Source organism: Flavobacterium silvaticum (genome assembly GCF_012911565.1).
Lineage (GTDB): Bacteria > Bacteroidota > Bacteroidia > Flavobacteriales > Flavobacteriaceae > Flavobacterium > Flavobacterium silvaticum.
On record NZ_JAAMPU010000108.1, the window covers coordinates 91,291 to 106,984 of the forward strand.

The 15,694-nt window shown below is 43.3% G+C and carries 10 protein-coding genes; 8 read left to right on the forward strand and 2 right to left on the reverse strand.

Features of this window, described 5'->3' with window-relative positions:
• Nucleotides 1–65: 65 nt before the first annotated feature.
• The 4 genes from G6047_RS14555 to rimO all read left to right on the forward strand — a co-directional run bounded on the left by G6047_RS14555 (nt 66) and on the right by rimO (nt 4,709).
• Nucleotides 66–1,025 carry a hypothetical protein gene (locus tag G6047_RS14555; protein ID WP_169528360.1) on the forward strand — a complete coding sequence of 320 codons (960 nt, stop codon included), beginning with the start codon at nt 66–68 and terminating at the stop codon, nt 1,023–1,025.
• Between the two features lie 88 nt (nt 1,026–1,113).
• Complete coding sequence (locus G6047_RS14560) at nt 1,114–2,661, forward strand: transporter (protein ID WP_169528361.1); 1,548 nt, start codon at nt 1,114–1,116, stop codon at nt 2,659–2,661.
• A 119-nt stretch (nt 2,662–2,780) separates the two neighbouring features.
• Nucleotides 2,781–3,089 (forward strand): hypothetical protein, encoded by a 309-nt coding sequence (locus tag G6047_RS14565; RefSeq protein ID WP_169528362.1) that lies wholly within the window; start codon nt 2,781–2,783, stop codon nt 3,087–3,089.
• Between the two features lie 315 nt (nt 3,090–3,404).
• Nucleotides 3,405–4,709 (forward strand): 30S ribosomal protein S12 methylthiotransferase RimO, encoded by a 1,305-nt coding sequence (gene rimO / locus G6047_RS14570; protein ID WP_169528363.1) that lies wholly within the window; start codon nt 3,405–3,407, stop codon nt 4,707–4,709.
• Between the two features lie 63 nt (nt 4,710–4,772).
• Here rimO and G6047_RS14575 read toward each other — a convergent pair whose 3' ends face one another.
• Complete coding sequence (locus tag G6047_RS14575) at nt 4,773–5,174, reverse strand: DUF1573 domain-containing protein (RefSeq protein WP_169528364.1); 402 nt, start codon at nt 5,172–5,174, stop codon at nt 4,773–4,775.
• Nucleotides 5,175–5,321: 147 nt separating this feature from the next.
• Between G6047_RS14575 and G6047_RS14580 the strand changes: the two genes are divergently transcribed.
• Both G6047_RS14580 and G6047_RS14585 read left to right on the forward strand, forming a co-directional pair.
• Complete coding sequence (locus tag G6047_RS14580; RefSeq protein WP_169528365.1) at nt 5,322–6,575, forward strand: sensor histidine kinase; 1,254 nt, start codon at nt 5,322–5,324, stop codon at nt 6,573–6,575.
• Between the two features lie 10 nt (nt 6,576–6,585).
• A complete protein-coding gene (locus G6047_RS14585; protein WP_169528366.1) occupies nt 6,586–7,269 on the forward strand; it encodes a response regulator transcription factor in 684 nt (227 codons plus the stop codon).
• 700 nt (nt 7,270–7,969) lie between these two features.
• On the opposite strand, the gene G6047_RS14590 is transcribed toward G6047_RS14585, so the two are convergent.
• Complete coding sequence (locus G6047_RS14590; RefSeq protein WP_169528367.1) at nt 7,970–10,156, reverse strand: B12-binding domain-containing radical SAM protein; 2,187 nt, start codon at nt 10,154–10,156, stop codon at nt 7,970–7,972.
• Nucleotides 10,157–10,220: 64 nt separating this feature from the next.
• Here G6047_RS14590 and G6047_RS14595 point away from each other — a divergent pair, with 64 nt between their 5' ends.
• Nucleotides 10,221–13,784: a DUF7948 domain-containing protein gene (locus tag G6047_RS14595; protein WP_169528368.1), complete on the forward strand. Its 3,564-nt coding sequence runs from the start codon at nt 10,221–10,223 to the stop codon at nt 13,782–13,784.
• 48 nt (nt 13,785–13,832) lie between these two features.
• Nucleotides 13,833–15,422: a bacillithiol biosynthesis cysteine-adding enzyme BshC gene (gene bshC, locus G6047_RS14600; RefSeq protein WP_169528369.1), complete on the forward strand. Its 1,590-nt coding sequence runs from the start codon at nt 13,833–13,835 to the stop codon at nt 15,420–15,422.
• The last annotated feature ends 272 nt before the right edge of the window (nt 15,423–15,694 follow it).

The window sequence follows — 15,694 nt, forward strand, 5'->3', positions numbered from 1 at the left end:
AAGTCCGGCAAAACTAAGTAAATTTGTTAGGACAGCAATGTTCTCGACCTATAAAAAATGCTACCATGAAAACCCTTTTCCCATTACTCAAAAAAAAATATACCAGTGCCGGCCTTGGTCTTCTAGGTCTTTTACTGGTTTCCTGCGGAGCCTCCAAACAAACTGCTTCCAACGACGGCATTTACGGCGACCAGCAAAAAAATACTGCTACAGCCACTACTTCATCTGGCAACGGCTATAAGCAATATTTCCAATCCCTCAGAGAAGACGAAGTATTTACAGATGTAAATGAATATTCATCAGTCCAGGATACAATCGCACAAAACCAAAATCAAAGCTATTCAACTGGAAATGCGAGCTGGGGAAGCGAAACAGATCAGGTTGTCGTGAATGTTTACGGCAATAATTGGGGATATAATTACTGGAACAACTACTGGTATAGTCCTTATTGGGGATATAGCTGGGGCTGGAATTGGGGCTGGGGCGGCTTTTACGGTCCTTACTGGGGCGGCGGCTGGTATGGCGGCTGGGGTTACGGATATCCTTATTACGGATATGGTTACGGATATGGAAATTATTATCAACCTTCATACAATCAAGGAATCCGTGGCGGACGCGGCGACAGCTATAATGCCGGAGGACGCAATAGTTTAAGCCGATACAGCACCCCGAGCCGCGGAAGACAATCTGCTGCATATGTCAATACCGGTGGCCGTAACAGCATATACAGCAACACTGCCGGACGAACCGGACGCACCTACACAACGACTTCTACAAGACAATACACTCCTGGGCGTAATAATTCATCTTCATCAAGAGGATTTAGTCCTGTTTATTCAAATTCAGGACGGAACAACAGCTCTTACACTCCTTCAAATTCCGGCCGAGGCTCATCAAACTCTAGCTATACACCAAGCCGCTCTAGTGGAGGTAGTTATGGTGGTGGTGGTTACGGCGGTGGTCGTTCCGGTGGCGGAGGTGGCGGCGGAGGTCGCTCTGGTGGCGGTGGCGGAGGTCGCCGATAATCGAATTACATTATGAAATTACCTATGACTGTCTGATCTAAACCAGAATGGCATAGGTATTTTTTTGGACAGAAATAAAAAATTGATAATGAAAAGAATACTATATATAGCTTTGGCCGCCTTTGGGATGACTGGCGTTCAAGCACAGGAAATCGGGGTTGATGATGCCTTGAATTATTCATCGGAACAACTTACGGGAACTGCCAGATTCCGGGCAATGAGCGGTGCGTTTGGGGCACTTGGCGGCGATTTGTCTGCCATAATGATAAATCCGGCAGGGTCTGTCGTATTTGCCAATAGTGTTGTGGGCGGCTCTTTAACCAATTACAATTCGAAAAATACAAGTACCTATTTTGGCACTTCGTCAAAAGACAGCCACAGTTCTTTCGACCTGAACCAACTTGGCGGGTCATGGGTTTTAAAGAATCAGGATGAGTCGAGCAAATGGAAAAAGCTCGCCATCTCTTTCAACTACGAAAATACAAATAATTTCGATGACGACTTTTTCGCGTATGGCACAAACCCAACCAATTCAATTGCCTCCTACTTCACCAATTATGCAAACTCAAATGGAGGTGTCGCGCTGTCGAATCTCCAAACGATGCAAGGAGAATCCATCGATGATCTTTACGCTTATCTTGGTGAGACACGCGGTTTAGGATTTCCGGCACAACAAGCCTTTTTGGGGTATCAGGCCTATGTGATAAATCCTATGGATGATACCAATCCAGAGAATAACACCTATTTCAGCAATATTCCTTCTGGGGGAAATTATTATCAGGAATATACAAAGCAAACCCGAGGTTATAACGGAAAATTTTCTGCAAACCTAGCGATGCAATATGGTAGCAAATGGTCTTTCGGGGCTAACATAAATGCCCATTTCACCGATTACTACCAATGGACGGATTTTTACGAGGATAACGGCAACAATCCTCAAAATGGAGTCCAGGCTTTGCGATTCACCAACGAATATACTACTACCGGCAGCGGGGTTTCGCTTCAGGTTGGGACCATTTATAAAATCACCGATGCATTCCGCGCCGGAGTTTCCTATCAGTCACCAACATGGATGTGGCTCAATGATAAACTTGTCCAAACCCTCCAGACCGATTACACCCAAGGCTCAGATCAGGTACAAGGTGTCCTTGTAGCGCCCGATGTAATTAATATTTACAAAACATACCGATTACGCAATCCTGGAAAATGGACCGGAAGCCTTGCCTACATTTTTGGAAAGAGCGGTTTGATAAGTGCCGATTACTCACTTAAAGATTACGGGAATTCAAGATTCAGTGGAGATAGTGAATTCAGCCCGATCAATTCATCTATTTCCAATCAACTGGGAATTGCTGGCGAATTTCGTGTCGGTGCCGAATACAGGATTGGACTTGTCAGCATCCGTGGCGGTTATAGAAATGAATCCAGTCCTTATGAAAACGGAAGGACAATTGGCGATTTAAACGGATTTTCCGGTGGGTTGGGATTTACCTTCGGACGGACCAAACTTGATTTTGCCTATTCCTATTGGCAACGTGATTTCGAGCAGCAATTTTACCAGACAGGTTTGACCGATAGCGCGTCAGGAACTATCAAAAACAACAATATAACCATGTCCTTGATGTTCGATTTGTAAAAATTTACATCAATTCTGAGAAAAAGTCCGCTTTCCGGTTCAGGGGCGGGTTTTTTTATGAGAATTTTCAGTATATCTAAATCGATTTAGTCGTAAATTTGAGTATATACCACTCAATTATGAAACGTAATCAAAAGAATGCCGGAATAGCTTTTTTCTGGATTTGGACCTTTGTGTTCTTCGGAATCACCATTACCGAAATGCTTGAAATGAACCCCAAAATACTTGGAGCCCACAAAATCCTGATGACAGACCTGACTGCCTTTTTGTTTATCATTTATCTTGGAATAGCCGTCAATTTGTTTTTCAATCTGAAACCCAGAAAATTCCGCATTGCCGAAAGTGTCTTCTTTATAGGCGGAATCGGCCTTTTCATTGGTTTCTTTATGACGTTGAATCATTATATGACCCCAGTATCATTGCACTAAAACCGGATTATTTGATACGTGATTAGCCCTGATGCAAGCGGTTATCCTTTTGCACAAAAAGCGTACGATTTGCAACTGCCGCACAGCGACCAACGGAAGCTCGTGCGGCAGTTCTGCAAATAGACGGTCTTTGAAGAAAGATTAAGAGCGGGCAGCAGGAAAAAGCTCCAAATCAATTAATAATTAATAATGAACAATTAAAAATTCCCGAACACGATTAATTATTAATTGTTAATCATTAATTGTTCATTCTGTTAACTAATTTCCCCATTAAACATAAATCCGTACTTTTGCGCTCCCAAAAAGGCTTGTATCATGAGGACCAAATCGCTGAAAAAGAATAAAATAAACGTCATCACACTTGGCTGTTCCAAGAATGTGTATGACAGTGAAGTGCTTATGGGCCAGCTCAAAGCAAGCGGCAAAGATGTTTCCCATGAAGCCAATGAAGGCAACATCATTGTAATCAATACCTGCGGATTTATTGACAATGCAAAAGCGGAATCAGTAAATACCATTCTGGAATATGCCGACAAAAAAGAACGCGGCATTGTAGATAAGGTATTCGTTACCGGATGTCTGTCAGAAAGATATCGCCCTGATCTTGAAAAGGAAATCCCGAACATTGACCAATATTTCGGAACGACGGAATTGCCATTATTGCTCAAAGCTTTAGGCGCCGATTATCGTCACGAGTTATTGGGCGAAAGATTGACGACGACACCAAAAAACTACGCTTATCTTAAAATTGCCGAAGGTTGCGACCGGCCTTGCTCCTTTTGCGCCATTCCGATCATGCGTGGAAAACACGTTTCACAACCGATTGAAAAACTGGTCAAAGAAGCCCAGAATCTGGCAAAAGACGGAGTTAAGGAATTGATATTGATTGCACAGGATTTGACCTATTACGGTTTGGATTTATATAAGAAACGTAATCTTTCTGAACTTCTTGAAGCGCTTGCGGCTATCGAAGGCATTGAATGGATTCGTTTGCATTATGCTTTTCCGACAGGTTTCCCAATGGATGTTCTCGAACTGATGAAACGCGAACCAAAAATCTGTAATTATCTTGACATTCCATTGCAGCATATTTCTGACAAAATCCTGAAATCAATGCGTCGCGGAACGACTCAGGAAAAGACGACAAAATTGCTCAAGGAATTTCGCGAAGCTGTTCCCGGTATGACGATACGCACCACTTTAATTGTAGGCTACCCAGGTGAAACCGAAGAAGATTTCCAGATTCTAAAGGATTGGGTACAGGAAATGCGTTTTGAACGTCTAGGTTGTTTTGCGTATTCACATGAAGAAAACACACATGCGTATTTGCTTGAAGATGATGTTCCGGCAGATGTAAAACAACAGCGCGCCAATGAAATCATGGAGTTGCAATCACAGATTTCGTGGGATTTGAACCAGGAAAAAATCGGGCAGACATTTCGTTGTATCATTGACCGCAAAGAAGGACAATATTTTGTGGGACGAACTGAATTCGACAGTCCGGATGTAGATAATGAGGTTTTGATAGATGCGTCATCTGCTTATTTGAAAACCGGAGAATTCGCGATGATTAAAATTAGTGATGCAACGGAATTCGACTTGTACGGAGAAGTTGTCTAATCAGTAGATAATACAAAAAAAGGCGCCCATTACGGAGCGCCTTTTTTATTTCCAGAAGTAATTTCAGATAACCGTGCCTTTGAAATTCAGGATTTTCGGTTCGGCATCTGCATTGGTGGTTACGGTAAGTGTTTTAGAGAAGGCTCCTTTATTCGCAGCATTGAAAGTAGCTTTTACAAATGCCGTTTCGCCTGGTTTGACCGGTGTTTTGGTGTAATCTGTAGTCGTACACCCGCACGAAGCCTTGACATTGGTGATGATGACATCTGACTTTCCGGTATTTGTGAACGAGAATTCAACCTCTTTGGGTTTGCCTTGGGGAATGTCTCCCAAACTGATAGCTTCTGATTTCCAAGCAACTGCAGACGCAGTAGAAGTTTTGACGATTGGATTTCCGGCCATAGGTTTCACTGTAAATGACATCAGCGCGAAAGCTGAAAACAGGGTAACGCAAAGTTTTTTCATAAGGATACTTTTAAGTTTATAATTCCTGGATGATTTATATGCCAAAAGTATCCGGCCTTGTTATTGGTCCTTGTTAATCAGATTCAAACGTTTGTTAACGACTTGTTAAGCGAAAAATCGGCTCAGGATTTTGCCTACTATTGCAACATGAAACTGCGGAAATTCAATCTCATCATGGTTATCGGGCTTGTCGCTATCGTTGGCATTCTCATAGCCCAATTGCTTTGGACGCGCCAGGCATACTCGCTTGAGGAAAAGAAGTTTTCACAAAAGGTACACATTGCATTACTCGAAGTCGCGCGTAAATTATATGAAGGGACAAAGATTGAATTGCCTGGTGAAAACCCCGTTGTAAAAGTTTCGAACGACTATTACATCGTAAATATCAACAACGATTTTGAACCCGATATCCTTGAATTCTATCTCAAAAGCGAATTCGAGAAAAGCGACATCCGCACCGACTTTGAATATGCCATGTACAATTGCCAAAGTGATGAAATGGTGTACGGCAACTATATATCGGCATCGAACAAAGCCGAAGGAAAAAAATCCGTTTATTTCCCCAAGCACAAAAACCTCGTCTATTATTTTGCGATACGGTTCCCGAACGAACGCCCATATCTGCTCAAATCGCTGCTTTTCTGGATTGGTCTTTCCGTGGCTCTCGTAATCATCTTATTGATTTATGTCTACTCAATCGTCATCATCCTGCAACAGAAAAGATATTCGGAACTGCAACGCGACTTCATCGACAACATGACGCATGAGTTCAAGACGCCACTTTCGTCCATATTGCTCGCATCGAATTACCTGAGCCGGCAACCGCAAATTTCCGGCGATGAAAAACTGAGCAAATACACCAACATCATCATCGGGCAAAGCAATAAACTAAACAGCCACATAGGCGAAATCCTGACTATTGCAAAAAGCGATTCGGTACCGATGGAGTTGGATAAGAAACCCGTCAAATTAGCATCGGTTTTGAATGAAGCCGCGGAAACAATGCGACTCAAACACACTCTCGCCGACATTTCAATCGATGCGAAAGATGACATTTCAATCCAGGCAGATCCATTCCATTTCACCAATATCGTCTACAACCTGATTGACAATTCGATAAAATATTGCGACGGAAAACCTGAAATTTCAATTAGGATTTTATCCGAAAAACAATTGACAAAGCTCGAATTTTCAGATAACGGAATCGGGATTCCAACAGAAAAAATCCCGAATATTTTTGACAGATTCTATCGTATCCCAAATTCAAGAAGCAATGAAGTAAACGGATTTGGCCTTGGATTATACTATGTCAAAAAAATTTGCCTGCTTCACGGATGGAAGATTTCCGTCCGCAACAATCCATCAAAAGGAATTACAGTAATCCTTTCAATACCGAATTAAAATGCCGCCAATGCCAAGAATACTTTACGCCGAAGACGACCAGACACTTGCCTTCCTAACACAAGACAATCTTGAACAACAAGGGTATGAAGTGATTCATTGTCCTGATGGGAGTTCATGTCTTCAAACATTGGCTCATCAGGATTTCGATGTCTGCGTTCTGGATATCATGATGCCAAAAATGGATGGTTTTGACCTCGCGACGGCAATCCGGAAAGTAAATCCTGATATCCCGATCATTTTCCTTTCGGCTAAATCGCTGAAGGAAGATCGCATCCGCGGATTAAAACTGGGTGCCGACGATTATCTGACCAAACCGTTCAGCATTGAGGAGCTGGTTTTGAAAATCGAAGTCTTCCTCAAACGGTCGCAACGATTTACCACCACAGGAAAAACAACCTATAACGTTGGGCAATTTGTTTTTGACAGCGCCAATTTTGAACTCAAATCAAATTCAGGGCGTATCGTTTTAACCCAACGCGAAGCCGGATTACTACATCTGTTTCTCGATAACCGCAATGTTGTTTTAAAACGCGAAGAAATCCTCAAAGCACTTTGGGGCGACGATGATTATTTTATGGGACGAAGCCTTGACGTATTTATTTCGCGTTTACGGAAGATATTGGCATCGGAAGAAAATATTTCGATTGAGAATTTACACGGGATTGGATTTCGGTTCAGCGAGAAAAAGTAGTGGATTGTTGAAATGAAGGGAAACTTAAAATTTCCAACATTCTGAAAGCTGTTGTAAAATAATCAGGGAGGATTATACATACTTCATGACAAGCGGAAAGAGTGATATATGGTTTCATTTTTAACACCCGAGGCTTTGGCCGAATTGAGCGAAGCTAATTGATGCAGAAAAAATGTATCCTCCTGATTCTGGGAAAGCTTATATTGCTACGGGGAGGGGCCGGTGGTGTTCCCTACAAAATCCTGAAATAACTTTGATACATTTTTTATGTATCAGTTGTTAAATTTCTCTCACTCCAAAACCAAAAAAGTTCAGCTGAAAACATTTTTCAGGAATAGAAACCGTGGTTAAGGGATTCGCTTAAATTTCCTTGGATTTTTTTTCGGAAGCACCGAATAAACTTTGCCGTGCGTAATAATTTCCCTGAATGAATCATTATAAAATGCAACCCGAAGTTCCACCGGGCGAAATAAAAGGCATCCCGAAAATCTTCCGTTTTTTGCATCTGTGTGAACTTTTCTGTGCGCGAAATTATTCACACAGAAAAATTCACACAGTTTCTTTAAACAAATCCAGAAGAAAGCAAATTCAAAAGAACGCACGAGAATACAGAACCTTGAAAGGTAGGTGCCAAAACAATCTCAAATTCCCAAAGACGCTGGCCGTCTGGGATATTTTCTTATTACGATTAACCGTAAAATCATAAGATCAAAAGTCCGTTAGCTCTCATCGCCCGTATCGATTTGGAAAACCAGAATAATTCAAAATCTTCCAATCCCGAATTTTCATAATCGTTTTTAAACTGACCTAACGTCAGTGTCTTTGCTTCTGAAACTGAAATGACATCAAGTATCTTTTCAAGCCACTCGCCTTCCTCACTGGAAACCCGGATTGTAAAAAAATCTTTTTTCGTATGGAACGAATATACGGCATTGGTAAAAGTCCTGCCTTTTTTAGTCTTGATCTCCGATGAAACCTGTGGCTTTCCTCCTATCCAGACAATTTTTGCCGTAGGTTTCATATTCAGCTCATCTTCATCCATAAAACTACTTTCGATGAAATCTGGTCGGATCGTCGTCCTCGGAATCTTAAAATCGAACCATTCGTTCAAAGGAAAATCCAAACCGATTCCGTACATAAAATTATACAGGGATTTTTTGAGTCCGAAGCTAAACTGATTATGGTCGATTCCGGTAGCATCGCTAAAATCAATGTCGTTATTGGCGAAAGCACCTGTTTTTTCTGTTTTCTTTTTGACACCGAATTGTTCCGGATACAAACCCACCGGACTATGTGCCGTCATCGCGAACTGATGCCAAAACCCCGACTGCAGCACGCCCGCTTCAAACAACTGACGCACCATTTCAAGGCTATCGACCGTTTCCTGAACGGTTTGAGTCGGATAGCCATACATTAAGTACGCATGCACCATGATTCCGTTTTCGGTGAAATGACGCGTGACGTTGGCAACCTGGGCGACTGTAACTCCTTTATCTATCAACTGAAGCAATCTGTCCGAAGCGACTTCAAGTCCGCCCGAAACCGCAATGCAGCCCGATGCTTTGAGCAACACGCACAAATCTCTCGTGAAGCTTTTCTCAAACCGGATGTTCGTCCACCAGGTAACCGACAATTTACGCCGTAGGATTTCCAAAGCCAAAGCCCGCATCAAAGCCGGTGGCGCAGCTTCATCGACAAAATGGAATCCGTTCTGGCCGGTTTGGACTATCAGTTCTTCCATTCGGTCGCAAAGCAGGTTAGCGGCAACGGGCTCATAGATTTTGATATAATCGAGCGAAATATCGCAGAACGTACATTTTCCCCAATAACATCCGTGGGCCATGGTGAGTTTGTTCCATCGGCCGTCGCTCCACATTCTGTGCATTGGATTGACGATTTCGATGACGGAAATGTATTTGTCCATTGGCAGATTGGAATAATCCGGCGTTCCTACCTGGCTTTGTTTGTAATCTGATTTAGCTGAATCGTTCCTGAAAACCACTTTCGCATCTTCCAGCAAAAAAGTCCGCTTCAATTGACCCGAGCCGTTTTGGACATAATCTATCAACAGCTCGACAGGCAGTTCACCATCGTCCAACGTTATGAAATCGAAGAATTCGAAAACACGGGAATCGGAAAGTGATCGCAGTTCCGTATTCGGGAAACCGCCGCCCATGGCAATTTTCACCGTCGGATAGTTCTCCCTGATATATTGGGCACATCGGAAAGCCGAAAAAAGATTGCCGGGAAATGGAACCGACATCAGCACCAAATCTGGATTTACCGTTTGAAGTTTTGCCTCAAGTATTTCGATGGTTAAAGTATCGATGTATGACAGCGGGCTATCGAGCTCGTTATAAATCTCATCGAACGAATTCGCGCTCCTGCCCAAACGTTCAGCGTATCTGCTGAACCCGAAATTTTCATCGACACATTCCACGATAAAATCAGACAAATCTTCGAGATACAATGTCGCCAGATGCTTGGCTTTGTCCTGCAATCCCATGGCACCGAACGCCCAATCGAGTTCTTCGAGCTGTGAAAACCGCGAGGCTTCGGGCAGGTAATCTTCCTGGCATATCTGAAGCGCGAGTGTCGGGTTTTGGCCCTGCAGAAAAAGAATTACGGAATCTATTGTCTTGAGATATTCTTGCTTAAGTGCAAAAATTCGTTTGGAATTATCGGAACTATCAGTCAAATCAGCCGTATCAAAAACCCGCTGAAGCCCCGGTTTTGAAAACAGTCCGAGAATTACATCGATACCCAAATCTGCCTGAACCGAATTGATTTCTTTGGTATTCAGGAAACCTTTAAGGTACGCCGTGGCCGGATACGGTGTATTGAGCTGGGTAAATGGTGGCGTAAGGAGAAAAATTCCGGGATTCAATTTTTTTCTGCTAATTTAGGTTATTATGGCCGTTTACAGAACGTGAAGCCTTCATCTGTTGAAAATGAAAAAAGTAGCATTCATTGCCTGTTTACTGCTGCCCATATTGATTTGGGGGCAAAAGGCTGTATGCCGATTTGGTTTTACGCAAAACAAGGGACAGATCGTCGACCAGAATAACAGGGAAAATCCCGACGTACTGTTTTTGCTGAACATGCCCGGCCTGAATGTGCAATTAAAGCAAAACGGATTCTCATATGACATTTATGAAAATAAAATGCAACCTGAGAAAGGACAGGCACCGGATTTTATAAAATCTTCTACGACCCTTGTTTCCCGACTATATCACCGGATCGATGTCGAATTTATCGATTCAGATCCAAAAGCCCGATTGGTAGCCGGACAAGAGTTGCCGACACACCAAAATTACTATTTGCCCCAAAGAAAATCCGGGATTGAAAACGTAAGGTCATTCAAAAAAATAACCTACGTGGATTTGTATCCTTATATAGATGTTGAATTCGTTATCCCCGATGATCCGTCCAAACCTGTCGAGTATAACCTCATAGTACGCAAAGGTGGCAAGCTGAGTGATGTCCGGATGAGATTCAAAGGTGCAAAGACAAAAATAACCAATGGAAACATCGAGATATTCACGCGCTTTGGCAGTATGCATGAAACATTGCCTTCGAGTTGGATCGCAGGAGAAAATGAAAGACAGATCCGCGTGGAATACCGTAAGATCTCGAAAAATGTATACGGATTCAAATCAAATGAAAATACCGATCAGACAGTAGTGGTCGACCCTGTTCCGATACGACTATGGGCTACTTACTTTGGAGGATACCAGGGAGAAAATAATGTCTCCGTTGCCTGCGACCAGTCAGGCAATTCCTTTATCTCCGGAAATACCACCAGCAGCAATAACATAGCTACGTCTGGCGCTTTTGAAATAAGTTTCTCCCCGGACTATTTCAATGGATTCTTGTCAAAGTTCGGGCCGGATGGAAACCAATTATGGGGAACTTATGTTGGCGGCAACGGCAACGTCCTAATGGAAGACGTAACGGTCGATGGATTAGGAAACCCTATTATTGCCGGCGAAAGCTTTAGTGAGAATGCCAATATATCCACTCCCGGCAGCCATCAACCCGAAACGCATTTTACTTTCGAGAATGGATCAGAAGCTTACGAGGGCTTTTTAATAAAATTCAATCCTGACGGTCAACGCCTATGGGGCACCTTTTATGGAGGCGTCAGAAACGAATCTGCCGGAGCGGTGACGACGGATAGTGCCAATAACATCATCTTATGCGGCAATACAGAAAGCGGAACCAATATTTCTACTCCGGGAAGTTACCAGGACCAGCTCTCCACTTTTGGCAAAAGCGACGCATTCATTGCAAAATTCACCAGTGCAGGCGTGCGTCTTTGGGGAACGTATTACGGAGGGCAAAATGAAGATGGCATACTTGATTGCAAAACCGATGCTGCCGGAAACATCTATTGTGTAGGGCAAACAAACAGTCCCGATGGTATTTCCACGCCCGGAACTTTTCAGGAAGTGGGCAACTTATTCCCAGACGGATTTCTTGCCGCATTTTCTCCATCCGGCTCCAGGCTTTGGGGAAGTTATTTTGGAGGCGAAGGTTACGATTATGCCAATGCAGTAACTCTGGATTCGGCTGACAGCATTGTTATAGGAGGCATCACCTCCAGCCTATCCGGAATTTCCAGTCCCGGGGCATTCATTCAAACTCTCCCCCAACTGAATACACAGGGATATGATGGCTTCGTAGCCCGGTTTGACGCAAACGGAAACAGGTTCTGGTCCACGTATTTTCCGGAGCGCATAACCGAATTGGAACATAATGGCTCGGGCGATATTTTCTTTGTAGGCCAAACAGAACTGACAAACGGGATTTCAACGCCGGATACTTATCAGGAAGTTTCCGGGGGAATGAAAGATCATTTTATACAGAAATTCAATTCCGACGGACAACACATTTGGGGAACGTATTACGGAGGGGAAGAAGACGATACCGGGAGCAGGATTGCTTTTGACCGTGCCAGCGATACCTTTTATATTGGCGGAATGACCACAAGTACCTTACAGATCGCGACGCCTGGGGTACATCAGGAACAACTTTCGGGTGCTCCGGATTCTTTTTTAGTCAAATTCCAGGAATGTATATTCCATGTTTCTTCGTCCAGTAATTCACCGGTATGTGCAGGCGACCCAATCGAATTACAGGCGTCGGGCGGAGTCAGTTATTCGTGGACGGGGCCTGACAATTTCAGTTCGACAAGCCCGAATCCTGTTATCGGCAACGCACAAAGCATAAACAGTGGTGTTTATCGATGTACTATTTCCGGAAATCCGGGATGTGATACCACCGTGAGTGTGACAGTCATAATTTCAGATGAAGCCCCGACCGGTGATAATATCCAGATTTTTTGCCCGAACCAGAATCCGACAGTTGCAGATCTTGAAGCCACCGGCACCAATGTCATTTGGCATGATGCGAGTAACGGAGGGAATGTTCTTGCCTCATCCACACCATTGATTGATGGAAATAGTTATTTTGCCTCACAGACCGTCAATACTTGCGAAAGTTTCCAAAGGCTTGCCGTCACAGTTTCTTTCCTGGCATCTATTCCGGCACTTGACGTTAATGCTGCTTTGTGCGATTCAGGAAGTGACGGAACAGAGGAAACAGATCTATCTGACTATAATTCCCAAATTAATCCTGACAGCAGTTATCAGTTTGCCTATTACACAAGCCATGAATCGGCAGAAAATCAAATTATTGCTGATGAAATAACAGATTTCTCCCATTTTCAATTGCAAACCGGGCCAAACATCATTTATGTCCGCGTCATGCCACCAAACGTGAATTGTTATGGCATTGCTCAAATAACCCTGACCTTACACACGCTCGCACCAATACTGATCCCGGATATCATTCCGGTTTGTCAGTCACAATCGGTGACAATCGTCCCAAATTTTGATTATGATTCGTATCAATGGTCTACCGGAGATACTTCACCTACCTTAGTGATTTCAAATCCGGGAGAATACTCACTCACTGTAACCAAAGATTTTAGAGGCGGAACAATCTGTTCGGATAGTTCAAACTTCACCGTAATAGCCTCGCAAGCGCCTGTAATTTCACAAGTCATTATTTCCGATTGGACCGCAAACCAAAATACTGTAGCTATTGAAACACAATTCCCGGGTAATTATGAATATTCGCTTGATGGCCTGAATTATCAGGATTCCAACCTGTTTACCAATCTCTTGAGCGGACAGTATACAGTGTATGTCAATGATAAATACCATTGCGGATTTGTCACCCAAACCGTCAATCTCCTGATGTATCCGTATTTTTTCACGCCGAACGGAGACGGTTACAATGACTTCTGGAAAATAAAATTGTCCGATACCGAACCTGAAATGGAAATACGCATTTTCGACCGTTTCGGAAAATTATTACGCGAACTCAGTCCAACTAGTCCTGGATGGGACGGCACGTTCAACGGCCAGCCGCTTCCGTCTGAAGATTATTGGTTTCTCGTAAACAGAAACGGACATGAATTCCGCGGGCACTTTGCATTGAAACGGTAATTCAATTACGCACGTCATTTCGTACCTTTGGGGCCAAACGCCTGCATTATGCCCTCGGACTGTATTTCCTACCAAGATTCCGGATACTTCACCCAACTTATCACAGATTATCTGGACCGCAAGCCATCGGTTTCACATTTATCCGGACGGTTTCCGGAAGTGGAATCGTTCCGGTATCAGGTCGAGGAAAAAAAGGAATGGTTTACGGCTGAAAAAAGGTCGGTTCTTGTGGCTTCTTTAAGACGTCAATACGAAAAAACAGATGCAACACTCCAGACACGGCAGAACCTTGAAAGCCTTATCAATCACAACACATTTACCGTAACCACGGGGCATCAGCTGAATTTATTCACCGGCCCATTGTACTTTTTGTACAAAATTGTGACGGTAATCAATCTGTCGAAAAAATTAAAAGCGGAATATCCTGAAAACGAATTTGTCCCGGTGTATTGGATGGCGACCGAAGACCACGATTTCGAGGAAATCAATTACTTCAATTTTAAAGGAAAAAAATTCCGTTGGAACCGTGAAAGTTCTGGTGCCGTTGGACGATTGACGACAAAAGACCTCGAAAGTGTCTTCGAATTGTTTTCGCTGGAATTGGGAATTTCCAAAAACGCCGATGCCTTGCGGAAATTATTTACCAAAGCGTATCTCGAAAATCCAGATTTGGCCAGGGCTACGCGATGGTTGGCAAACGAGCTTTTTGGCGAATACGGACTCGTGATCATCGATGGAGATGATACCGATTTAAAGCGTGAATTCATCCCATACATGCAAAACGATCTGGAGAACCAAACGGCTTACGGCGTGGTGAACGAATCGATCCGGACCATGAAAGGTTATACGGTTCAGGTGAATCCGCGTGAAATCAACCTGTTCTATCTCGATGACGGTCTTCGCGAACGGATTGTGGAAGAAAACGACGGCTATCGGATTTTTGGGACCAATAAATGGTTTTCAAAAACGGAGCTTCGGGATGAACTGATGGCTTATCCGGAAAAATTCAGCCCTAACGTTATCATGCGCCCGCTGTATCAGGAAGTGATTTTGCCGAATCTGGCCTATATTGGCGGCGGCGGAGAAATTGCCTATTGGCTAGAACTCAAAGCTTTTTTTGAAAGCCAGGAAGTTCCTTTTCCTATAGTGATGGTTCGGAATTCCGTGTTGGTCGCATCTGAAAAACAACATACAAAATTAAAGGCACTGCATTTAAACTGGCCTGATTTATTCCTCAAACGCATCGACCTCGAAAACAAAATCACCAAGAACCTGAGTGAATTTCCAGTCGATTTGAGTCCTCAGAAAAAAATACTCGAAGACCAATTCGCCTATCTCTTCAAATTGGCAGACCAGACCGACCCTTCCTTTTCAGGTGCCGTGAAAGCCCAGGAAAAGAAACAGCTTCACGGATTGGACAATCTTGAAAAACGGCTTCTCAAGGCACAGAGACGCAAATTCGAAGACCATCTGGAACGGGTATCGACTTTGCAGGATGAGCTTTTCCCGAACCGCGGCCTTCAGGAGCGGCAGGCGAATTTCTCCCAAATCTTCATTGAAACCGGTAGCGGGCTGATTCCGAAATTAATAGAAGAACTCGATCCATTTTCGCAATCGTTCGCTGTTTTAGTTATTTGATTCAGTCAGATTCTGTCTGTCTTAATAGCGATATGGCCATTTGTGAAAGTTTAACATTTTATACATTTTTTGTGTAATGGTGGAATTTTGGAAAGGCATACCTTGAAACCGGGGAGGGGCCAATGCCATCCCTACGAAATCCCGAATATTGCGTGATACATTTTTTATGTATCTAATGTTAAATGTTAGAAAGATATTTTGCAACGTATATCTAAGGGAAATATTCTGCCATAAATACATTTTAGATTCTGCCCAAAGAACCTTACTTTTGC

Coding starts and splice junctions, on each gene's coding strand:
- G6047_RS14575 (WP_169528364.1), bottom strand. CDS start 5,174: ATGAAAAAACTTTGCGTTACCCTGTTTTCAGCTTTCGCGCTGATGTCA.
- G6047_RS14565 (WP_169528362.1), top strand. CDS start 2,781: ATGAAACGTAATCAAAAGAATGCCGGAATAGCTTTTTTCTGGATTTGG.
- rimO (WP_169528363.1), top strand. CDS start 3,405: ATGAGGACCAAATCGCTGAAAAAGAATAAAATAAACGTCATCACACTT.
- bshC (WP_169528369.1), top strand. CDS start 13,833: ATGCCCTCGGACTGTATTTCCTACCAAGATTCCGGATACTTCACCCAA.
- G6047_RS14585 (WP_169528366.1), top strand. CDS start 6,586: ATGCCAAGAATACTTTACGCCGAAGACGACCAGACACTTGCCTTCCTA.
- G6047_RS14560 (WP_169528361.1), top strand. CDS start 1,114: ATGAAAAGAATACTATATATAGCTTTGGCCGCCTTTGGGATGACTGGC.
- G6047_RS14580 (WP_169528365.1), top strand. CDS start 5,322: ATGAAACTGCGGAAATTCAATCTCATCATGGTTATCGGGCTTGTCGCT.
- G6047_RS14595 (WP_169528368.1), top strand. CDS start 10,221: ATGAAAAAAGTAGCATTCATTGCCTGTTTACTGCTGCCCATATTGATT.
- G6047_RS14555 (WP_169528360.1), top strand. CDS start 66: ATGAAAACCCTTTTCCCATTACTCAAAAAAAAATATACCAGTGCCGGC.